The 22,025-nt window shown below is 61.7% G+C and carries 18 protein-coding genes; 12 read left to right on the top strand and 6 right to left on the bottom strand.

Translation table 11 applies throughout. From position 1 onward, the window contains the following. Positions 1-76 precede the first annotated feature (76 nt). The 3 genes from ACT53S_RS12370 (at position 77) to xylA (ending at position 4,094) form a co-directional block, all read left to right on the top strand. On the top strand, positions 77-1,102 hold the full coding sequence (locus tag ACT53S_RS12370) for a LacI family DNA-binding transcriptional regulator (RefSeq protein ID WP_476067196.1): 1,026 nt from the start codon (positions 77-79) through the stop codon (positions 1,100-1,102). 25 nt (positions 1,103-1,127) lie between these two features. Further along, entirely contained in the window at positions 1,128-2,576 is a 1,449-nt protein-coding gene (gene xylB, locus ACT53S_RS12365; RefSeq protein ID WP_476067195.1) for a xylulokinase, read from the top strand. A gap of 207 nt (positions 2,577-2,783) precedes the next feature. Then, a complete protein-coding gene (xylA, locus tag ACT53S_RS12360) occupies positions 2,784-4,094 on the top strand; it encodes a xylose isomerase (RefSeq protein ID WP_476067194.1) in 1,311 nt (436 codons plus the stop codon). A 236-nt stretch (positions 4,095-4,330) separates the two neighbouring features. On the opposite strand, the gene greA is transcribed toward xylA, so the two are convergent. From greA to ACT53S_RS12345, 3 genes are all read right to left on the bottom strand, one after another. Then, positions 4,331-4,813, bottom strand: coding sequence for a transcription elongation factor GreA (gene greA / locus ACT53S_RS12355; RefSeq protein WP_113376450.1), 483 nt, complete (start codon positions 4,811-4,813; stop codon positions 4,331-4,333). 101 nt (positions 4,814-4,914) lie between these two features. Beyond that, complete coding sequence (locus ACT53S_RS12350; RefSeq protein WP_476067193.1) at positions 4,915-5,775, bottom strand: glycosyltransferase family 25 protein; 861 nt, start codon at positions 5,773-5,775, stop codon at positions 4,915-4,917. Further along, a complete protein-coding gene (locus tag ACT53S_RS12345) occupies positions 5,765-7,354 on the bottom strand; it encodes a glycosyltransferase (RefSeq protein ID WP_476067192.1) in 1,590 nt (529 codons plus the stop codon). Before ACT53S_RS12345 ends, ACT53S_RS12350 begins: the two co-directional genes overlap by 11 nt. A gap of 64 nt (positions 7,355-7,418) precedes the next feature. Between ACT53S_RS12345 and ACT53S_RS12340 the strand changes: the two genes are divergently transcribed. Beyond that, on the top strand, positions 7,419-8,474 hold the full coding sequence (locus ACT53S_RS12340; protein WP_476067191.1) for a glycosyltransferase family 4 protein: 1,056 nt from the start codon (positions 7,419-7,421) through the stop codon (positions 8,472-8,474). Positions 8,475-8,524: 50 nt separating this feature from the next. Here the strand turns inward: ACT53S_RS12340 and ACT53S_RS12335 are convergent, their stop codons facing one another. Then, a complete protein-coding gene (locus tag ACT53S_RS12335; protein WP_476067480.1) occupies positions 8,525-9,577 on the bottom strand; it encodes a LacI family DNA-binding transcriptional regulator in 1,053 nt (350 codons plus the stop codon). A gap of 153 nt (positions 9,578-9,730) precedes the next feature. Between ACT53S_RS12335 and ACT53S_RS12330 the strand changes: the two genes are divergently transcribed. The 4 genes from ACT53S_RS12330 to ACT53S_RS12315 all read left to right on the top strand — a co-directional run bounded on the left by ACT53S_RS12330 (position 9,731) and on the right by ACT53S_RS12315 (position 14,591). Beyond that, positions 9,731-11,257, top strand: a complete 1,527-nt coding sequence (locus ACT53S_RS12330; RefSeq protein WP_476067190.1) for a sugar ABC transporter ATP-binding protein — start codon at positions 9,731-9,733, stop codon at positions 11,255-11,257. A 96-nt stretch (positions 11,258-11,353) separates the two neighbouring features. Further along, positions 11,354-12,364 carry an ABC transporter permease gene (locus tag ACT53S_RS12325; protein ID WP_476067189.1) on the top strand — a complete coding sequence of 337 codons (1,011 nt, stop codon included), beginning with the start codon at positions 11,354-11,356 and terminating at the stop codon, positions 12,362-12,364. Between the two features lie 73 nt (positions 12,365-12,437). Then, complete coding sequence (locus ACT53S_RS12320; protein ID WP_476067188.1) at positions 12,438-13,391, top strand: substrate-binding domain-containing protein; 954 nt, start codon at positions 12,438-12,440, stop codon at positions 13,389-13,391. A gap of 141 nt (positions 13,392-13,532) precedes the next feature. Continuing rightward, a complete protein-coding gene (locus ACT53S_RS12315; protein WP_476067187.1) occupies positions 13,533-14,591 on the top strand; it encodes a sugar phosphate isomerase/epimerase family protein in 1,059 nt (352 codons plus the stop codon). Here the strand turns inward: ACT53S_RS12315 and ACT53S_RS12310 are convergent. Continuing rightward, positions 14,588-15,223 (bottom strand): CatB-related O-acetyltransferase, encoded by a 636-nt coding sequence (locus ACT53S_RS12310; RefSeq protein WP_476067186.1) that lies wholly within the window; start codon positions 15,221-15,223, stop codon positions 14,588-14,590. The genes ACT53S_RS12315 and ACT53S_RS12310 overlap by 4 nt on opposite strands. A gap of 182 nt (positions 15,224-15,405) precedes the next feature. On the opposite strand from ACT53S_RS12310, the gene ACT53S_RS12305 reads away from it, so the two are divergent. Together ACT53S_RS12305 and ACT53S_RS12300 are read left to right on the top strand one after the other, a co-directional pair. After that, the gene (locus ACT53S_RS12305) at positions 15,406-16,578 is read left to right on the top strand and encodes a Gfo/Idh/MocA family protein (protein WP_476067185.1); all 1,173 of its coding nucleotides are present in this window, start codon (positions 15,406-15,408) and stop codon (positions 16,576-16,578) included. A 353-nt stretch (positions 16,579-16,931) separates the two neighbouring features. Then, positions 16,932-18,305: a GH1 family beta-glucosidase gene (locus ACT53S_RS12300; RefSeq protein ID WP_476067184.1), complete on the top strand. Its 1,374-nt coding sequence runs from the start codon at positions 16,932-16,934 to the stop codon at positions 18,303-18,305. 32 nt (positions 18,306-18,337) lie between these two features. On the opposite strand, the gene ACT53S_RS12295 is transcribed toward ACT53S_RS12300, so the two are convergent. Continuing rightward, the gene (locus ACT53S_RS12295) at positions 18,338-18,733 is read right to left on the bottom strand and encodes a winged helix-turn-helix transcriptional regulator (RefSeq protein ID WP_476067183.1); all 396 of its coding nucleotides are present in this window, start codon (positions 18,731-18,733) and stop codon (positions 18,338-18,340) included. Between the two features lie 161 nt (positions 18,734-18,894). Between ACT53S_RS12295 and ACT53S_RS12290 the strand changes: the two genes are divergently transcribed. Both ACT53S_RS12290 and ACT53S_RS12285 read left to right on the top strand, forming a co-directional pair. Next, positions 18,895-19,533, top strand: coding sequence for an NAD(P)H-dependent oxidoreductase (locus ACT53S_RS12290; RefSeq protein ID WP_476067182.1), 639 nt, complete (start codon positions 18,895-18,897; stop codon positions 19,531-19,533). A 200-nt stretch (positions 19,534-19,733) separates the two neighbouring features. Then, the gene (locus ACT53S_RS12285; RefSeq protein ID WP_476067181.1) at positions 19,734-21,971 is read left to right on the top strand and encodes a bifunctional diguanylate cyclase/phosphodiesterase; all 2,238 of its coding nucleotides are present in this window, start codon (positions 19,734-19,736) and stop codon (positions 21,969-21,971) included. The last annotated feature ends 54 nt before the right edge of the window (positions 21,972-22,025 follow it).

The following is a 22,025-nucleotide window of genomic DNA, read 5'->3' as shown; positions in this document are numbered from 1 at the left end:
AAAAACTGAGGTACGTACATCGAATTCTGATTTACGTACCTCATCCTCTGGTGTAGGAAAGGCGCCGGAGGAGAGTATGAAGCCAACCGTCCACGACATCGCAAACCGTGCGGGCGTGAGCTTGGCCACCGTCGACCGGGTGCTGAACCGGCGTCCGGGGGTGAGCGCGCGCACTCGGGAGAAGGTCGACCAGGCTGTGATTGAACTCGGTTTCGTGCGGGATGTGGCGGCCGCCAATCTTGCCAAGGGTCGGACTTATTCGCTGACCTTCCTCATTCCGTCCAACGACAATTCCTTCATGCGGGGCTTGAGGCTTGCGCTCGACGAGGCGCGAGACCGCGCCGGCGTCGAGCGCGTTGCGATCCGTCTCGTTGATGTGCCGGCCTTTGACGGGCCGGCCCTTGCCGAAGCGCTGAGGGATGCGGCGGCGGAACAGCCCGCGGGCATTGCATTCGTTGCCGTCGATGCGCCCGAGGTCGCGGCTGCGGCAGCCGATGTGGTCGCTGCCGGCATACCGTTGGTGACCCTGGTCTCGGACCTCTCGGGGTCTCAGCGCGATCACTATGCGGGTATTGACAATACAGCGGCGGGGCGCACCGCCGCCAGCCTTCTCGGTCGTTTCGCCGGCGGTCGACAGGGCAAGGTTGCCGTGCTGGCAGGCTCAATGCTGGTACGCGACCATCGTGAACGCTACGAAGCTTTCGCGTCCGTCATGGCTTCGGATTTCGCCCATCTCAACCTGATGCCTGTGCTGGAGGGGCGTGACGATCCCGATGTCGTGGAGCGGCTCGTTTCTGAGATGTTCGCGATCCAGAACGACATCGTTGCTCTGTACAGCCTTGGGGCGGGCAACCGGGGTCTCATCCGGGCGCTTCGGCGGCGACCGGAAGATCGGCGCCCTGTGGTCGTGGCACACGAGCTGACTGAAACGACGCGAGCGGCGTTGCAATCGGGCTTGATCGATGCCGTCCTCAACCAGGATGCGGGTCATGAGGTGCGCAGCGCCATTCGCGTGCTGAAAGCCAAAGCCGACGGGCTGCCGGTCGTGGCTGCCCAAGAGCGCATTCGTATCGACATATTCTTGAAGGACAATCTGCCCTGAGAGGCAGAGCAATGGGAGGTTATTCATGTATCTCGGACTGGATCTCGGCACATCAAGCGTGAAGGCCATGCTGATCGACGATCAGCAGCGTGTCATCGGTGTCGGTCACGCGGCCTTGACCGTACAGCGGCCGCATCCGGGCTGGTCGGAGCAGGCGCCGGGCGACTGGCTGCGCGCCACGGAAGAGGCCGTTGCTGCGCTCAAGGCCTCGCATCCGAAGGAACTGGCAGCGGTGAAGGGCATCGGCCTTTCCGGCCACATGCATGGCGCGACACTGATCGATGCGAAGGATCGGGTGCTGCGGCCCTGCATTCTCTGGAACGACACGCGCAGCCATGCGGAAGCAGCAAGTCTTGACGCCGATCCGCGCTTTCGCGCGCTGACCGGCAACATCGTCTTCCCCGGCTTCACGGCACCGAAACTCGCCTGGGTGAAGAACAACGAGCCCGATACCTTCAGCAAGGTGGCCAAAGTGCTCCTGCCCAAGGATTACTTGCGCCTCTGGCTGACGGGTGAATATCTCTCCGACATGTCGGATTCGGCCGGCACCAGCTGGCTCGATACCGGCAAGCGCGCCTGGTCGAGCGAGTTGCTGGAGGCCACGGGCCTGACCGTCGAGCAGATGCCGGGTCTCGTTGAGGGGACGGATCGCGCCGGCACCCTGCGCGCCGAGCTGGCGGAAAAATGGGGCCTCGGCTCCAACGTCGTTGTCGCCGGTGGGGCAGGGGACAATGCGGCCTCCGCCTGTGGCATGGGGACCGTTGCGGAAGGCCAGGCCTTCGTCTCGCTCGGGACATCGGGTGTTCTCTTTGCCGCCAACGCCTCCTATCTGCCGAAGCCGGAAAGTGCCGTGCACGCCTTCTGCCACGCTCTGCCCAAGACCTGGCACCAGATGGGCGTCATCCTTTCGGCCACTGACGCGCTGAACTGGCATTCTACCGTGACCGGCAAATCCGCGGGCGAACTGACCGGTGAACTCGGCGATGCGCTGAAGGCACCGACAGGGGTGACCTTCCTGCCCTACCTCTCGGGCGAACGCACGCCGCACAATGACGCGAAGATACGGGGTGCCTTTATCGGGCTCGGCCATGAGAGCGACCGCACGGTGCTGACCCAGGCGGTGCTGGAAGGGGTGACCTTCGCCATTCGTGACAGCCTCGAGGCACTGAAATCCGCCCGCACCAGGATCGACCGCGTGACGGCGATAGGTGGTGGTTCGCGCTCGCGCTACTGGCTGTCTTCGATTGCGACGGCACTGGACATGCCGGTCGACATTCCCGCCGACGGCGATTTCGGCGCGGCTTTCGGTGCGGCTCGTCTTGGCCTGATCGCCGCGACGGGAGCCGATCCGCTTTCGGTCTGCACCGCGCCGGAAACGGCGGAGACGGTGGAGCCGGTCAGGGATCTCACGTCGGCATATGAGACGGCCTATGGCCGCTACCGGGCGCTTTATCCAGCGATCCGAGGGATTTGAAAGATTTGCCCCTCACCCTGACCCTCTCCCCGCAGGCGGGGAGAGGGGACGGTAACGGTGGCGGCGCAAGTCCTTCTCCCCGTTCACGGGGAGAAGGTGCCGGCACGCGGATGAGGGGCCGCGAAGCCATCACCCCACCCCGGACCTTACGGTCCGACCCTCCCCCTCAAGGGGAGGGTGGTCACAACACACCAAGGAGGACTACCCATGAGCACAGGTTTCTTCGGCAATATCCAGAAGATCAAATATGAAGGCGAAGGCAGCACCAATCCGCTGGCCTTCCGCCACTACAATCCGGACGAAGTCGTTCTCGGCAAGCGCATGGAAGACCATCTGCGCTTTGCGATTGCCTATTGGCACACCTTCGTCTGGCCGGGCACGGACCCGTTCGGCGGCAATACCTTTGAGCGCCCGTGGTTCAAGGACACGATGGATGCGGCGAAGCTGAAGGCCGATGTCGCCTTCGAATTCTTTCAGCTGCTCGGCACGCCCTATTACTGCTTCCACGATGCGGACGTTCGCCCTGAGGGCAACAGCTTCGCTGAGAACACCAAGAACCTGAACGAGATCGTCGACTACTTTGCCAAGAAGCAGGAACAGACCGGGGTCAAGCTGCTCTGGGGCACGGCGAACATGTTCTCGCATCGCCGCTACATGTCGGGTGCGGCCACAAATCCGGATCCGGATGTTTTCGCTTTCGCAGCCGCGACCGTGAAGACCTGCATGGACGCAACCCTTAAGCTTGGTGGTGAAAACTACGTGCTGTGGGGCGGTCGCGAGGGTTACGAAACCCTGCTCAACACCGACCTCAAGAAGGAAATGGACCAGATGGGCCGCTTCCTGAACCTCGTGGTCGAATACAAGCACAAGATCGGCTTCAAGGGCGCGATCCTGATCGAGCCGAAGCCGCAGGAGCCGTCGAAGCACCAGTATGACTACGACGTCGCAACGGTCTACGGCTTCCTGAAGAACTACGGTCTCGAAAAGGAAGTGAAGGTCAACATCGAGCAGGGCCACGCGATCCTGGCCGGTCACTCCTTCGAGCACGAGCTGGCGCTCGCCAATGCGCTCGGCATCTTCGGCTCGATCGATATGAACCGCAACGACTACCAGTCCGGCTGGGATACCGACCAGTTCCCGAATAATGTTCCGGAAATGGCGCTGGCCTATTATCAGGTTCTGTCCGGCGGCGGCTTCACCACCGGTGGTACCAACTTCGACGCCAAGCTGCGCCGCCAGTCGCTCGACGCTGAAGACCTGCTGATCGGCCACATCGGCGGCATGGACTGCTGCGCCCGTGGTCTGAAGGCTGCTGCCAAGATGATCGAGGACAAGGCCCTGTCTGGTCCGCTCAGCGCGCGTTATGCCGGATGGGACAAGCCGGAGAACCAGAAGATGCTGCGTGGCGAGGAAAGCCTCGATGCCATCGCCGCCCGCGTCGAAGCCCAGAACGTCAATCCGAAGCCGGTCTCCGGCAAGCAGGAACTGCTGGAAAACGTGGTCAACCGCTACGTTTGATTTCGCGGTTCTCGATGAGGCAGGGGCCGGGGCGCGAAAGCGTGCCGGCCTCTTTTAGTTTCAAATGGTCGTCATCCTCGGGCTTGTCCCGAGGATCTACCGAAGTCGGCTGCAGGAGGACGGTTGATAAATGCCGAGCGGGCGCAGCGGTCGCCTGAAGCGTTGAGTTTCCAGCAGACGGCAGTGGATCCTCGGGACAAGCCCGAGGATGACGGTGGTGCGGGCGGTGCCGACCGTCACCCGATCGCGGTAATCTCCAATTCCTGGTCACCGACCGTCACAACGTCTCCCACAGCCTTGCCCATCAATCGACTCGCGACCGGCGAGACAAAGGAAATGGAGCCGGTCTTCGGGTCGGCCTCGTCCTCGCCGACGATGCGGTAGGTCTGCACACGTCCGTCGTCCCGCTCGAAGGTCACCGTGCTGCCAAAGGCCACCACGGCATTGCTCTCCGGCGCGGGGATGACCTGCGCCGTGCGCAGCCGTTCGGTTAGGTATTTCAGATCACGATAGGGCACGGCCGACTGGCGGCGGCGCTCGTTGATGTCCTCGACCGCCTGCGCGGCGAGATAGGCGGCGCGGGCATCTTCGGCTTGAGCCTCAAGCAGCCTCATGCCTTCTGCCGTCACGAGGTTTGGATGAGGTGAGATTGGGCGATCCGGCAGATGGGTTTCTGCTGCGGTCTCCGAACTCTCTTCCTTGGTGAAGGCGACACTCATGAGGGCATTCCGATTGCGGTTCTGTAAACCGACGACCATAGACAACCGGTCTTCAGACGCCAAGCCCCGCCACTTTGCGCGACCTGCTGCGGCGGGTGCGATCAAGCTGTTGACCGTGTTGAGGCGGAAGGCAGTTCGCGGAGGGGAAGGGCTAGGTTCAGCACCTGCTCGCTTCGGTGCTGGCGGCAGAAGCGCATATAGTTCAGCCGCGTGTGCAGGTCGCGGTGAAATGCGAGCAGAATGCCCTTGACGGAGCGAAACAGGGTCCTCGCTCTTTTCCGGCTGCGCTCGGCTTCGAGAAGGCTGCCGCCCAGATTGCTCGCTATCTCGCGAACGGGGTTCCCCGGGATCGACCATATGTCCAGGCCAAACTCCCAGAAGAACTTGATGTCTTCATCGACCACGCGGAACACCTTCTGCCGTTGCAGGAGACGCTTCGCTGCTTCGCGAGACAAGAGATAACCGACCAGCCCGGCGCGGGTCCGCTGCCATTTAACGAGGGGAATGCTGCCGATGTTCATCTCAATTCCCACGCCTTTCGACCGGTCGCGGGGATAGTCGAAGAGCTTGATCATGTGACGTCCGTTGGCGAGTAACGCCGGAGCCTGATCTACGGCTGCTTTAACGAGTGCGGGATCTTCGAGATGGAAATCATCCTCCAGGATGAGGGCATGCTCGCATGGGCCATCAAGCACCGCCTTCCACGCCAGGCGGTGGGTAGCATAGGCAGCAATTTCGCTGCGGCTCGGACTGTCTTTTGACCAGATGCGGGCACGGACCCGGTCGAACAACCGGTCGACTTCGGTATCGCTCCCAATATATCCCTCGACGATCTGGACCTTGTCCCGGGAGAAATGGGTCGTCGCTTGGCGGGACGCATGCTCGACCCTTCCCGGTGGTGAACGTTTGCATGTGAGAATGAGGACCGCAGTCTTGTCCGTTGTATTGGTCTCAGGATGCATGGATCACCTCGACACGCGGAAGGCCGAGGGGGATGATGCCGAGGTCGCGGGCAAGATGGCCGAATGCTTCGGTCTCGACCAAGTCGCGATAAGGCCTCTCGGGAAAATTGATCCCGGCGCGATGCACCGAAGCGTGGACGAGAAGCGCGGTGCCGCCGACGGCGTGGAGGGGGACCCGGTCGAGATAACGCAAGTCATCCAGATGCCGTCGCACCCAGTAGTCCGCCGGCGGCTGTTGGATTCCGTCATGCAGGTGGCGGTAGTATTCGGTGTCGTCGGGGTCCGCGATGTTCAAGAACGCGTTGAGATCGTAGCTTGCGCCTCCCGGTGTGGTGACGCAGTTCGGCGTGACGATCCTTGAACCAGCCGCCATGAGCGTCTGCAGAAGGTCTCGGGGCAGGCCGATGACATCCGCGTCCAGCCACAGGATCCATTCCGTATCGAGTTTCAAGGCCTGGCAGAGGATATCGTTTCTAACGGCGGAGAGACCGAGCCTGCGGCTCCGCTGATATTCGCGCTTCCAACGTTTGTTGTGATCGACACGGGGGCTGTTTCGCCGCGTGGCGATGCTTGCCACGCTTGCAAAGGTGGCTTTGTGCTCGGCGATCAGGGCGGCGACCATGTCGGAGGTGGCGTCCGTGCTGTCACCTTCGCCATAGATCAAATGCAGCCGGTCCTTTGGATAATCAAGCTCCAGAATCTGCTGCAGATTCTGGTGGATCGTTGCTGCGCCGTTCCGGACCGGAATCACTATGGCGACCGTCGGTAAGTCCGATCCCGGCTCACAAGGGGCCTGAAGGGCTGTGCGATCGATGGTCTGGCGAATGGCGTCCAAATGAAGATTGTCATTGCGGTGCAGGTGGTAGTGTTTGCGGGCCGATGACACTATCCGCCTGAGGACGCTGACTTTGCGAGGGCGGTGCCAACTGCCTTTCCAGTGGTGCTCTGAAAAGACGATATCGCTCCACTGCCCGAAACGAGAGCCAGTGGACCCCGCATGTGCCTCGGCAAACAAATGCGAAGAATGAAGCAGGAAGTCCTCTTGCTTCGGCCAGCCTGCAACAGCGGCGCTGAGCAGTATTGGTCCTGTCGTCTCAAGCACATCCCGATCACGACTAGGGTGCATCAGCCGGCAGAGATCGATGACCTTCTTCCAGAACGGGTGACCTGCGGGGCTCGCCATGGTTCCGTTGAACAGAAGCCTTGGTATGCCTCTGCGGTGGGCATGATGTTGATGCTCGGTGGGTTCTTCGCACAGGACGATGCGGTCAGCGTCTGTCAGGGGGGCCAGAGAGGTGAGGCAGCGTGTGTCGATGTCGGCGTAGACACCTCCGAAGCGATACAGAAGGCAATACCGGGCGAGATCCGCTTTCTGGACCATCTTCGGATAGCTGTCGAAAAGCGGAAGGAGATCGGGAAAATGATCCGCCATGAAGGCGCGCAGGGTTTCGTCAGACCAAAAACAGTAGGTCCAGGTTGGGTTCTCCTGTTGCCAACTTCCCGGATTTCCGAGAGATGGGGGTACGTGCTGGCTGGACCACGTCTGGTGGATCAGGCGGGGAATCTTCGGGGAGGTCATGAAACTAATACACGTATTGATAGCAGAAAGGGACGGGCGGGTTTCAGGCCGAGAGCTGCGGGATTTGGCAAATTTTGCCGATATGACCAGAAGTGGCACAGTTCTGCAATTTTTTATCGATGATTTTTCGTACCAAAAAAGGGTGGGAACTCAGTCGTCCACAGTCCTGAGCGTCCCGGGAGGCACGATCGATGCCCTGAACCGCCAAATCGAGATGGAGCAGCCTGACGCAATTGTCTTCGAAGGTGTGGCTTTGCTCGAGGCGATCGAGGCTACCCGGATGCGATATCCGTCCCTGCCGATCATCATCGATTTCCACAACGTGGAAGGCGACCTCTATCGAAAGCTGCGGCATGCCCGGGCTCCCGCATTTCTGCGCCCACTGCTCTGCAGGCTCTCAGCGAGCCAGATTCGGGCAGCCGAGCTTGCCGATCGCCGCGCGGCGGAGCTTTGCAGCATGATTTGGGTCTGCTCGGATGACGACCGGCGGCGCGTTCTGGAGTTTGCGCCGCAGTGCAAGGTGGCCGTCATTGCAAATCCGATCCCGGATCTAGGGCTTCCAGAAGAGCTTGCCTTCGAGGGTGGAAGAAACGAGGTGCTGTTCGTTGGCCATCTTGGCTACGACCCCAATAAGTTCGCGGCGCGTTTCCTTGCCAGGGAACTCGCGCCGCTTCTGGGCAAGAGGCTGCCAGAGGCGAAGCTGCATGTCTGTGGCCGGAACCCAAGCCGCAAACTGATCGATTTGCTGCGCAGCCGTGGGGTCAAGGTAACCGCAAACCCGGAGACTTTGGCTCCCGTTTACGCTGCTGCTGCCGTCACCGCGATCCCGCTCCGCCATGGAGGAGGGACCAGGATCAAGGTGCTGGAGGCGATGTCGGCCGGCTGCCCTATCGTTGCCACATCGATTGCTGTGGAGGGACTGGGAATGGAGCCTGGACGGCACTATCTGCACGCCGAGAGTGCCGAAGACTTTTGTGCCGCCATTGTGCGCGTCTTCGAAGACCCGTCACTGGAGAACGCCCTGCGCGAGACCGGCCGCACGTTCGTGCAGTCGCGCTTTTCCCCCGACGTCCGGGCTCGTGCAGTTCAGGCGGGACTTCAGCGCGTCATCGGAACCTGATCACCTGCAACGCAGGCGCAATGCTAATCTTGGCATGCAAGCTGTGCAATTTACATCTTTGACTGCTTTGCCGGTCCTGTCACCGATCCCCGCACGATGAGATCCGGCATCAGCAGGATTTCCTGGCGCTCGGTTGGCCGGTCCGAGAGCGACTTGATCAAGAGCGCCATGGCCTGGCGGCCGATGGCCGTGCGGGGTTGGCGGATGGTGGTGAGCGCGGGGTTCAGATAGGTCGCTTGGGGTACGTCGTCGAAGCCGATGACGGAAAAGTCGTGCGGCAGGTCGTAGCCACGGGCGGTGAGGCCGTTGATGACGCCGACGGCGGTGGCGTCGTTGACGCACATGAAGGCGGTCGGAAGCTGATCGCGCATGAAGAGCTGTTCGACGGCGAGTCGGCCGCTTTCGATCGTGCCTTCGCCTTCCAGCACAAAGCGCTGGTTCGGCGGGATGCGCGCGGCATCGAGCGCCTTGTCGAAGCCCTGGCGGCGGCGTTGGTGGCCAAGTCTGGTCTTGCTGTCGCCGATGAAGGCGATGGAGCGGTGGCCGGAAGACAGGAGGTGTTCGGCGGCCTTCCTCGCGCCGGCGACATCGTCGACGCCGACATAGGAGATCTTCGAGCCGAAGACGGGTTCGAACACGGCGACCGACGGCGGCAGACGCTGGCCGAGTACCTGATGGCCGAAAGGCTCGTGGCCGGTGAAGAGCACGAGGCCGGTGGCTTGGCCGGAGCTGAGGAATTTCAGATATTCCAGCCCACGTTCGGGATCGTTCTGGGTATGGCCGATGAGCACGCCATAGCCATGGGCGCGGGCTTCGTTCTCCAGCCCGATCAGTGTCGAGGAAAAATTCGGGTCGCCGATGTCGGGCGCCAGAATCAGGATCATGTTCGACCGACCCATGCGCAGCGAGCGCGCCATGGCATTGGTCGTGTAGCCGGTGATGGCAATCGCCTGATTGACGCGCTGGCGGGTGGTCTTGGCCACCTTGTCGGGCGTGTGGATCGCGCGGCTCACCGTCGCGATCGACACTTCCGCGATGCGTGCCACGTCCTCGATCGTCGCTGGTGCTTGTTCAGGCACGCGGCTCCATCCCCCTATCCGCATGGAATCGTTGGAGACCTTACCGTTCCTGTTGCGGCTGCGAAAGCCGGCAGGGCTCACATTGTCCCCATGATGCGATGATGTAAACCTTTACATCGTCCATGTAAAGGTTTACACAAGATGCCAGAGCGGTGGAGGAACCGCCGGGAGGATTGCATGACATCGGTTGGGGGTGAAGCGCGGACACCCGTGCTCGTGGCGGAGCGTATTTCCAAGTCATTTGGCGAGGTCCAGGTGCTGTTCAGCGTCGACTTCGACGTGCTGCCGGGCGAGGTTCATGCGCTGATGGGCGAGAACGGCGCGGGGAAATCGACGCTCGTGAAGATCCTTTCAGGCTTCGAGCAGGCGACGGCGGGCCGTATCCTGCTCGATGGCGAGCCTGTGGCGCTGCCGGCCAACGGTGCCGCCGAAGCGCTCGGCATCGTGCTCATACACCAGGAATTCAATCTGGCCGATCATCTCACGGTTACCGAAAGCCTCTTTCTGGGTCGCGAGGTCACGCGGTTCGGCATGCTTGATCGAAAGGTGATGCGCGCCGAGACGCGGCGGGTCCTCGATCAGCTGGGCTCGAAGATCGACGAGAATGCGCTGATCAGTTCGCTGGCTGTCGCCGACAAGCAGATGGTCGAGATCGCCAAGGCTATCAGCCGCAAGGCTCGCATCGTCTTCATGGACGAGCCGACGGCCGTGCTCTCGCGCGAGGAGACGGAGGTGTTGTTCGATCAGGTGCGCAAGCTGCGCGCCCGCGGCACCAGTTTCGTCTTCGTCAGCCACAAGCTCGACGAGGTTATGGAGTTGACGGACCGGGTGACGGTGCTGCGCGATGGGCAGTGGGTGAAGACCGCGCCGACGTCGGCACTCGACGGTGAAGCGATCGCCCAGTTGATGGTCGGCCGCGAGTTGTCGAGCCTATACCCTAACAAACACGAGCCTGACGTCGACGAGGAGATCGTGCTGTCGGTCAAGGATCTGACGACCGGCTTCGTCAAGAATGCCAGTTTCGACCTGAAGCGCGGCGAAGTTCTCGGCTTCTCCGGTCTGATCGGATCGGGACGGACCGAGCTGATGGAAGCTGTTGCCGGTCTTCGTCCCCGGCTCTCCGGTGAGGTCTGGCTCAAGGGTGCCCTGATCGATCAGCAGGATTTCCGCGAGGCGAACCGGCGCGGGCTCGCCTACATGACCAAGGATCGCAAGGGCAAGGGTCTGCTGCTCGGGGAGGGCATGACCGCGAACCTGACGCTGCAGTCGATGGACAACCACGTGCGCCACGGCTATCTCGACCCCGGCAGCGAGGCCAAGGCCATGGCGCGTGCCAAGCGGCGCTTCGACATCCGCGTGCGCGACGACAGGGTGCGCGTCGGGCGCATGTCCGGCGGCAACCAGCAGAAGCTCCTGCTCGCCAAGATCATGGAAGTCGAGCCTGACGTGATCATCATCGACGAGCCGACACGCGGCATCGATGTCGGCACCAAGCAGCAGATCTATCATTTCATTGCAGCGCTCGCCCGCGAGGGGCGCTCGATCATCGTGATTTCCTCTGAGATGCCCGAGGTGATCGGGCTCTGCACGCGGGTCGCCGTGATGCGGGAGGGCCGGATGGTCGGGCTGCTCGAGGGCGAAGACATCAACGAACAGACGATCATGCGCTACGCCGCCGGCCTGAAAAGGCAGATGGCGAGCTGATCGATTGGGAAGCCTGGCGGCAAGACCGGGCTCGGAAACCAAGACTTCAGGGTGCGCGGCCGTCACGACACGGCGCGCGGGAGGAGACGGGACAACATGACTGCCGAGACTGAAACGACCACCCCTGTCCGTGGCCGCCGCACATGGCGCGACGTCGATCTGCGCGCCGTGGCACCCTTTGCCGCGCTGCTGATCCTGTTGATCGTCGGCGCGCTGGTGAACCCGAATTTCATCGGCCTTACCAATCTCGCCAATGTCGCTACCCGCTCCGCCTTCATCGCGATCATTGCCGTCGGAGCGACCTTCGTCATCTCGTCGGGGGATCTCGACCTCTCCGTGGGTTCAATGGTGGCCTTCGTCGCCAGCCTGATGATCCTGTTCATGAATTCCGGTGCGATCGCCGATCCCGGCCTGATGATTGCAGCCGCCATGGCGCTTGCGATCATCATCGGTTCGCTCTGCGGCCTACTGAACGGGCTAATCACCACCGTCGGCAAGATCGAGCCCTTCATCGCGACCCTGGGTACGATGGGCATCTATCGAGGCCTGACCACCTGGCTCAGCCAGGGCGGTGCAATCACGCTGCGCGACCCGGCACAGCAGGAGATCTACCGGCCCGTCTATTTCGGCTCGATCCTCGGGCTGCCCGTGCCGATCGTCATCATCCTTGTCGTCACGGCAATCGCTGCCGTCATTCTCTATCGCACCCGCTATGGCCGCCATGTCGTTGCCGTCGGCTCGAACCGCGATGTCGCGCGTTATTCCGGCATTGCGGTTGACCGGGTCCGCACGATCGCCTTCGTCATCCAGGGCCTCTGCGTCGCGATTGCCGTGCTCCTCTACGTGCCGCGCCTCGGCTCGACCTCGGCCACCACGGGCATTCTTTGGGAGCTGCAGGCGATCACCGCCGTCGTCGTCGGCGGAACGGCGTTGAAGGGCGGAGCGGGCCGCGTCTGGGGCACGATCTGCGGCGCCTTCATCCTCGAACTCGTCGGCAACATCATGCTGCTTTCGAACTTCATCTCCGAATATCTGATCGGCGCCATCCAGGGCACGATCATCATCATCGCAATGCTCGTCCAGCGGTCGCTGGCGCGCAAGGCGTAAGCAAACGACCGGGCAGAGGAGGGTCGCCCGGTCCGTTCTTCAGTCGACCCTTTGTCACTTTGGGAGGAAACCAATGCACAAGAAACTGTTAGGCCTTGCCGTCGCCATGACCGCGCTGGCCTCGATCTTTACGGCCGCCGAGGCTCAGGAGACGAAGACCATCGGCGTTTCCATTCCGGCCGCCGACCACGGCTGGACCGCCGGCGTCGTCTATCACGCCAACCGCGTTGCCGAACTCCTGATGAAGGAGCATCCGGGCCTCAACGTTGTCGTCAAGACCTCGGCCGATCCGGCCACGCAGGCGAATGCCGTTCAGGACCTGGAAGTCCAGGGTATTGATGCGCTAGTCATCCTGCCGACCGATCCGGATCCGCTGGTCAACGCGATGAAGGAAGTGAAGAACAAGGGTCACTTCGTCACCATCGTCGACCGTGCGCCTTCGACCAACGACAACAGCGTGCGTGACCTCTATGTCGCCGGCAACAACCCGGCGCTCGGCAAGGTCGCCGGCGAATACATCGCCAAGAACTCGCCGGATGCCGAAGTCGTCATCATCCGCGGTCTGCCGATCCCGATCGACCAGCAGCGCCAGGACGGCTTCGATGAAGGCATCAAGGGCTCCAACGTCAAGGTTCTCGACCGCCAGTTCGGCAACTGGAACCGCGACGACGCGTTCAAGGTCATGCAGGACTACCTGACCAAGTATCCGAAGATCGATGTGGTCTGGTGCCAGGACGACGACATGGCCGTCGGCGTTCTCCAGGCCATCGAACAGGCCGGCCGTACCGATATCCAGTACATCATCGGCGGTGCCGGCTCAAAGGACATGATCAAGAAGGTCATGGACGGCGACAAGATGGTTCCGGTCAACGTTCTCTACCCGCCGTCCATGGTCGGCACGGCCATGGAGCTGACCGCTGCTGCGCTCTACGATGCGGTTCCGGTTCACGGCACCTACACGCTTGACGCAACGCTGATCACGCCCGACAACGCGAAGAACTACTACTTCCCGGACTCGCCGTTCTGATCGGCTAAGCCATGCAAGAACAATCTGCCCGGGGTTTTCCCGGGCAGATTTCCGTCCGTCCCATCATTGCGGTTGTGTCGAAATTTGATCTCCTGTAATCGTTCACGGAAACGTTGCAGGAATGCTCAGGGAGGAGAATTCATGAAGACGATCAAAGGGCCGGCGATCTTTCTCGGCCAGTTTGCAGGCGATGCCGCACCCTTCAATACCTGGGATGGGATTACCAAGTGGGCGGCCGACAAGGGCTATGTCGGCGTGCAGGTTCCGACCTGGGCCGGCCAGCTGATGGACCTGAAAAAGGCGGCCGAATCCAAGGACTATTGCGACGAGCTTGCCGGCGTTGCCCGGGCAAACGGCGTCGAGATCACCGAGCTCTCCACCCACCTACAGGGGCAGCTTGTGGCTGTTCATCCGGCCTATGACGAAGCCTTCGACGGCTTTGCGGCACCGGAAGTGCGCGGCAATCCGAAGGCGCGCCAGGAATGGGCCGTTCAACAGGTCAAGTATGCGCTGAAGGCATCGCGCAATCTCGGCATCAAGGCGCATGCGACCTTCTCGGGCGCACTGGCATGGCCGTTCATCTACCCCTGGCCGCAGCGCCCGGCCGGTCTCGTGGAGACCGCCTTCGATGAACTCGCACGTCGCTGGCTGCCGATCCTCGACTATGCCGAGGAGCAGGACGTCGATGTCTGCTACGAGATCCATCCGGGTGAAGATCTGCATGACGGCGTGACCTTCGAGATGTTCCTGGAGCGGGTGAAGAACCATTCCCGCGCCAACATGCTCTACGACCCCTCGCATTATGTGCTGCAGTGCCTCGACTATCTCGACAACATCGACATCTACAAGGACCGGATCAAGATGTTCCACGTCAAGGACGCGGAGTTTAATCCGACCGGCCGCCAGGGCGTCTATGGCGGTTATCAGGGCTGGGTGAACCGGGCAGGGCGCTTCCGCTCGCTCGGCGACGGCCAGGTCGATTTCGGCGCGATTTTCTCGAAGATGGCGGCGAATGACTTCGACGGCTGGGCAGTTGTCGAATGGGAATGCGCGCTGAAGCACCCGGAAGACGGCGCCCGTGAAGGCGCGGACTTCGTCCGGGCGCATATCATCCGTGTAACCGAAAAGGCCTTCGACGACTTCGCATCCGGCGGGACCGACGATGCGGCCAACCGCCGGATGCTGGGGCTCTCAAACTAGACGGCCTTGAGGGCGGCGATGTCGCCGCTCTCGAGGTGGGGCAGGGCGCGTTCGATCCTGTCGAGCGGCCAGTCCCACCAGGCCAGCGTCAGGAGATCATCGATTTCAGCATCCGTGAAGCGTTTGCGGATCAGGGTCGCGGGATTGCCGCCGACGATGGCGTAGGGCGGTACATCGCGGGTGACTACGGCGCGGGCGGCGATGATGGCGCCCGGGCCGATCGTAACCCCCGGCATGATCGTGGCACCATGGCCGATCCAGACATCGTGGCCGATCACGGTGTCCCGGTAGGGCAGATCCTGGTAGCCGTCGATCGTCAAAGGGCTGAAGACGCGGAAGGGATAGGTCGTCACGCCCGACATGGCATGATTGGCCGAGCTGGTGATGACGATCGCCTCGCGGGCGATCTGGACGAAGCGGCCGATCACCAGACGCTCCTGGCTGAAGGGGAAGAGATAGGGCGCAAGAATTGTCGCCGTTTCTTCCGCTCTGCCGGAGTGGGTGAAGTAGCTGCAATCGCCGATCTCCATTTTGGGATGGTCGATGACGGCAGCAAGCTGGACGGTCTCGCGATAGGGCGTGCCGTCGGCAAGCGTGATGGGATAGGGTTGTCTCGGGTCGAGAAAAGGCATGGTCGAGATCCTTGCAAAAGCATGCATTTGGCGTCGCGCTGATCGCTGACGCCGGTTTTTAATGCTTTGCCTCAGAAGAGGCGGATCTCAGATGTTCACTGTCAGGGCATCCTTCTTTACGGATGTCAGTCTAACGGATCTGGAGAGCGAACTCCAGACACCGCATTTCAAGGAGGAAGCATATGGCGATCGAAGCGAGCAAGTCGGGCGAGCGGACACCGAAGATCCGTCTGGGCATGGTTGGTGGCGGGGCCGGCGCGTTTATCGGTGCGGTGCATCGCATGGCAGCGCGGCTTGATGACCAGTATGATCTCGTTGCCGGTGCGCTATCCTCGACACCGGAGAAGTCGGTCGCTTCCGGCCGCGAACTCGGGCTCGATCCGGAGCGTTGCTACGGCTCCTTTGAGGAAATGGCGGAGAAGGAAGCGGCACGTCCCGATGGCATCGAGGCCGTGTCGATCGTGACGCCGAACCACGTGCATTTCCCGGCGGCCAAGGCTTTCCTCGAGCGCGGCATCCATGTCATCTGCGACAAGCCGCTGACCTCCAACCTGGAAGATGCCAAGGCGCTGAAGGCCGTTGCCGACAAGGCCAAGGCGCTCTTCATCCTGACCCACAATTACACCGGCTATCCGATGGTGCGTCATGCGCGCGAACTGGTTCGCTCCGGCGAGCTTGGCGATCTCCGTCTCGTGCAGATGGAGTATCCGCAGGACTGGCTGGCGGAGCCCATCGAGCAGACCGGCCAGAAGCAGGCGGCCTGGCGCACCGACCCGAAGCAGTCGGGCGCCGGTGGCTCGACCGGCGATATCGGCACGCATGCCTATAACCTCGGGTCCTTCATCTCCGGCCTCGAACTGGATGAACTGGCCGCTGATGTGCACACCTTTGTCGAGGGCCGCCGTCTCGACGACAATGCCCATGTGATGCTGCGCTTCAAGGGCGGCGCCAAGGGTCTTTTGTGGTGCAGCCAGGTGGCGACCGGCAACGAGAACGGGCTGAAGGTCCGCATCTATGGCACCAAGGCCGGCATCGAGTGGACGCAGGCCGATCCGAACTATCTCTGGTTTACACGCTTGGGTGAGCCGAAGCAGCTGATCACGCGCGGTGGAGCCGGGGCGAATTCGGCTGCGGCGCGTGTGACCCGCATTCCGTCAGGCCATCCGGAAGGCTATCTCGAAGCCTTTGCGACGATCTACACGGAAGCGGCGGCTGCGATCAATGCGGCGAAGTCGGGTGCTGCGGTCGATCCGGCGGTGGTCTATCCGACAGTCGATGACGGCGTGAAGGGTGTGGCTTTCGTCACGGCCTGTATCGAGTCGGGCAAGAAGAATGGTGGCTGGGTGAAGGTTTAAGCCCACGCGAGCGTGAATTGCCCCTCACCCTACCCTCTCCCCGCAAGCGGGGAGAGGGGGGAATGCTTGGCCAGCGGCGAGGCCTTCTCCCCGCATGCGGGGAGAAGGTGCCCGAAGGGCGGATGAGGGGCCCAGGTCCCAAAGGGCGGGGGCGATGACACTCGACCCATTCTCCCCATCACCCCACCCCGGAGCTTTGCTCCGACCCTCTCCCTCCAGGGGAGGGTGTGAAAACTGCAACGTTGCAGTTTTTTGCTTCCGCCGTCTTCACCCCGTCTTGGCTTTGCTCTAAACCGCTGAGCGACGGATAAGCGGCGGCGGTGTCCGCGCTTGCATGACGAAGGATTTACTCCATGATCGATCCCAAGGCCCTTGCCTCGCGTTTTCCCGGTGACTTCCTGTTTGGTGTCGCCACCGCCTCCTTCCAAATCGAAGGGGCATCGAAGGCGGATGGGCGCAAACCCTCGATCTGGGACGCGTTTTCCAACATGCCGGGCCGGGTCTTCGGACGGCACAATGGCGATGTCGCCTGCGATCACTACAATCGCTGGGAAAGTGATCTCGACCTGATCAAGGACATGGGCGTGACCGGTTATCGCTTCTCGATCGCCTGGCCGCGCGTGTTGCCCGAGGGGACCGGACCGATCAACGAGAAGGGGCTCGACTTCTACGACAACCTCGTTGACGGGCTGAAGGCAAGGGGCATCAAGGCCTATGCGACGCTCTACCACTGGGATCTGCCGCTGGCGCTGATGGGAGAAGGCGGCTGGACGGCGCGGTCGACGGCGCAGGCGTTTCAGCGCTACACCCGCGTGGTGATGGAGCGCCTCGGCGACCGGCTCGATGCGGTCGCGACCTTCAACGAGCCCTGGTGCTCGGTCTGGCTCAGCCATCTCTACGGCGTGCATGCGCCGGGCGAACGCAACATGGATGCAGCCCTGCATGCCCTGCATTACACCAACCTTGCCCATGGTCTGTCGGTTCAGGCGATCCGCGAAATCGCGCCCAAGGTGCCGGTCGGGCTGGTGTTGAACGCCCATGAGACGCTGCCGGGCTCCGACAGTGCCGCTGATCTTGCGGCCGCCGAACGGGCACATCAGTTCCACAATGGCGTCTTCTTCGATCCGGTCTTCAAGGGCGAATACCCGGCCGACTTCCTCTCCGCGCTCGGTCACCGCATGCCGAAGATCGAAGACGGCGATCTCGCCATCATCAACCAGAAGCTCGACTGGTGGGGCCTGAATTACTACACGCCGATGCGTGTTGCCGACGATCCGACACCGGGTGCCGAATTCCCGGCAACAGTGGGTGCGCCGCCGGTGTCCAAGGTCAAGACGGATATCGGCTGGGAGGTCTACGCGCCGGCGCTGAAGTCACTCGTCGAGCGGCTCTATGCACGCTATGATCTGCCGCCGTGCTACATCACCGAGAACGGTGCTTGCTACAACATGGACGTGGAAGGAGGCGAGGTCGACGATCAGCCGCGCCTCGATTACTACGCCGAACATCTCGACAGGGTCGCCGACCTGATCGCGGGTGGTTACCCGATGCAGGGTTATTTCGCCTGGTCGCTGATGGACAACTTCGAATGGGCCGAGGGCTACAAGATGCGCTTCGGCCTCGTGCATGTCGATTACGACACGCAGGTGCGCACCATCAAGAAGAGCGGCAAATGGTATCGCGATCTGGCGCTCGAATTCCCCAAGGGAAACTTCAAGGCCGACTGACAAAGCGGGCATCACGCCCCGCATCTTCGCCGTCATCCCAGCTTGATCAGCTTGTTGCCCGTATCGATCTCGTTTCGCTGATCGAACTCGGCGCGCGCCGTCTGAATGCGTTCGTGATGGGTAAAGACCCAGCCGCCGAGCGCCCGAATCGGCTCGCCAAAGGAGCGGCCGAGATCGGTCAGCGCATATTCCACCTTGGGCGGGACCGTCGGATGTACGGTGCGCTCGACGATGCCGTCTCGTTCCAGTGAACGCAGCGTCAATGTCAGCATGCGCTGCGAGATCCCGACGACCGAGCGCTTCAGGTCGGAGAAGCGCTGCGGACCGTCGCCTAGCATCATGATCACCAGAACCGTCCATTTGTCGCCCAGTCGGGCCAGCATTTCGCTGACAGTCTGGCATTTGTTCGGATCATAGTTGTCGCACATAATGGTTCCAATCGTTCCATCGAGGTAACCTGGTATCAAAAATGTGCCTTCTTGCACATCTCGATCGGTTCCATATCTAGGCCTGGTTACGAATTGATACCAGGCCTCGTCGATGCTGCCAACTCCCGTGGCGCCTGACAGGTCCAACCAGGAGCGACACCATGTCCGCACTCATTGAAAAGCTGAACTGGCGTTATGCCACCAAGAAGATGGACCCGAGCAAGAGTGTGCCGGAGGACAAGGTCGAGCGTATCGTCGAAGCTGCCCGTCTCGCCCCGACCTCCAGCGGCCTCCAGCCTTTCGAAGTCATCGTCGTCACAAACAAGGACGTGCGCGCCAAGATCCAGGAAATCGCCTGGAACCAGGCTCAGGTCACCGATGGCTCGCACCTGCTCGTCTTCGCCGCCTGGGACAACTATACGGCTGAGCGCATCAACCGCATGTTCGACCTCGTCAATGAAGAGCGCGGCTTCACCAACGAAGGCTGGGAAAACTATCGCCAGATGCTGCTGAACAGCTATCCCGGCCGCGATGCTCAGGTGAATTTCGAACATGCTGCCCGCCAGGCCTATATCGGTTTCGGCATGTCGGTCGCACAGGCCGCCTTCGAAGGCGTCGATGCGACGCCCATGGAAGGCTTCGATCCAGCCAAGCTCGACGAAATCCTCGGCCTTCGTGAAAAGGGTCTGCGCTCGGTCACAATCCTGCCGCTCGGATATCGCGCGGATGAGGGCGACTGGCTCGTCAACCTGAAAAAAGTGCGCCGTCCCAAGGACGAGTTCGTCTCCGTCGTCGCCTGACAGAAAAAAAACCGATTACGGGTCGGCACCTCCAGGCCGTCCCGCCAAGGGCTCCGGGAAACCGGGCCCTTTTTTGTTGGATACTGAAATTCGTCCATTAGAATTTCCGCACCAGCCGATATTTATTAGAACTGTCAGTATGTTAAGTCAAATTGAACACATTTTCTGGCAGGGTGCGGCCAAAGCCAGGACAGTATCGCATGCGGCTTCGCAGACTACATAACCGACTGAAGTCGCTTGCAAGTCGCCCGATGGCGGTGGCGGGGATGCTGCTGGTCTTTGCGATGCTGGCCGTCATGGTGACGACCCTTGTCCTGACTGCGCTCGATCGTGTTGCAAGTTATGCCAACCATCTGGACGAGGAACGCTCACGCGAAACCCTAGTCGGCGCGATCCGGACTTTCAAGTTTCAATTGGGCGCCACCCTCAATGACTATGCAGCCTGGGACGACGCCGCAGAGAACATTTACGTGGCGCCGGATCCCGAATGGGTGATCAGCAATTTCGGCGATATGACCTTCGAGAGCGATTTGTTCGATGTCGCCATCGTGTTGGACCAGGAAGGCCGCGCCGCAATGGCCTATTCGGACGGCAAGCCGCTCAAAGACGGCGGGAAGGGTTTCCTGCCCCATGACCTGATGCTGCTGTTCGATCAGGTCCGTTCCGCAAAGGTCGGCGACAATCCGCAGGCACTCGGCTTCGTGCGCACGGTCAAAGGCGTGGGAGCTGCCGGCGTTGCGCTGATCCGGAAGAAGTCCGGCGAGGTCGAGGCCGATCCGGACAAGCGCGCCTATCTTGTCTTCATTCGCCATGTTTCCCGCGATAAGGTCGAGCGCATCTCCGGCGCTTATGTGCTTCCGGGCCTTGTTCTGGCCGCTCCATCCTACCGGTCGACGCATTCCGTTACGATCGATTCACCTTCCGGTATTTCGCTCGCGTCGCTGGCCTGGACGCCGCGCGCTCCCGGCGACCTCAGCCGTGAGCAGGTTGAGCCTCTAGTCAAGGCTGCGCTGGTGCTGGTGGCGATCTACTGCATGCTTCTCTTCATTATCGGCAACAGCATCGTGCGCCGGTTGCGAACGGACGAAGCGGCAGCCCTGAAGCTCGCGCGAACCGACCGACTGAGCGGGCTTGCCAATCGCGACGGCTTACATGTCCTGCTCGATCAGGCGCTGGAACAGGCGCGCGACCAGGACAGTGACGTCGTTCTGCTCTATCTCGATCTCGACGGCTTCAAGGAAGTCAACGATTCCTATGGTCATGCGGTTGGCGATAGCCTCATTCGGGCGGTGTCTGCTGGCCTTGATGTGCTGGTGGGGGAGAACACGGCTCTTTCGCGTATCGGTGGAGACGAGTTCGGCATCGTCTTTTTCGGCGCAGATGCGGAAGCGCGTGCCGTCTCCGTCGCCGAAGCCATCCTCGACTTCTTTGGTGAACCCCTGACACTCGGTGAGCGGGTCGTGTCCGTCGGCTGTAGTCTGGGGCTCGCCCTCTCGCGTCGAGGTTCGATCGATGGCGGAGAGCTGACGCGCCAAGCGGACATGGCCATGTATGCCTCCAAGGAAGGGGGGCGTGGTCGCTGGACGGCGTATCATCCGCAGATGGACGAAGAGCGCGAAACTCGCAATCAGATGGCGCTCGACCTGCGCGCCGCCATTGAGAAGGATGAGATCGAGGTCGTCTACCAGCCGGTGGTGGACTCCTCGACGTTCGACCTTGTCAGTGTCGAGGCGCTGGCACGCTGGAACCGGGCGGGCCATGGACCGGTCTCGCCGGAAATATTCATTCCGATCGCGGAGACCAGCGGCCTCATCGACCGGCTTGGCCTCGGCGTTCTTCGCCGGTCGCTGACGCAGCTTTCGGCCTGGCCGGGGCTCAAGCTGTCCGTCAATGTTTCACCCGGACAGTTCCGCGATCCGGCCTTTGCCGGTCATGTGGCAGATCTGTTCCGAGAGACCGGAATTGATCCACGCCGGGTGGTGCTGGAGATGACCGAAACCTATTTCATCCAGAACCCCGAGCGGGCACGAAGCGTGCTCGAGCGACTTCGCAAGATCGGCCTGCAGATTGCACTTGATGATTTCGGTGCCGGTTTCTCGAGCGTCGGCTATCTGCGTCAGTTCGGTTTCGACCGGATGAAGATCGACAAATCGCTCGTGCAGTCGCTCGGTCAGGGACACAAGGCGGTCGAAATGCTGCAGGCGACCGTGGCGCTGGCGCGCTCGCTCGACGTGCCCGTGACAGCCGAAGGTGTCGAGACCGACCAGCAGGCGGTCAATCTCCGACTGGCGGGTTGCGACCAGTTGCAGGGCTATCTGTTCGGCCGTCCGTGCAGCCACGAAGCTATCGATGCGCTTCTGCAACGCCCTATGGAGCTCAGGGCCAAGGCTGCGGCACTCGCATTCGCCAACCACCGTGACAACCTGCTGCCGGGCTAAGCCGACAGCGCCCGTCGGAACAAAGCCGCCTCTTCCCGCGTCGTATGTGGAGAA

This window comes from Allorhizobium sp. DMC15 (assembly GCF_056314065.1).
Note: the sequence above shows the minus strand (reverse complement) of the source record. Positions and strands in the feature narration are given on the sequence as shown.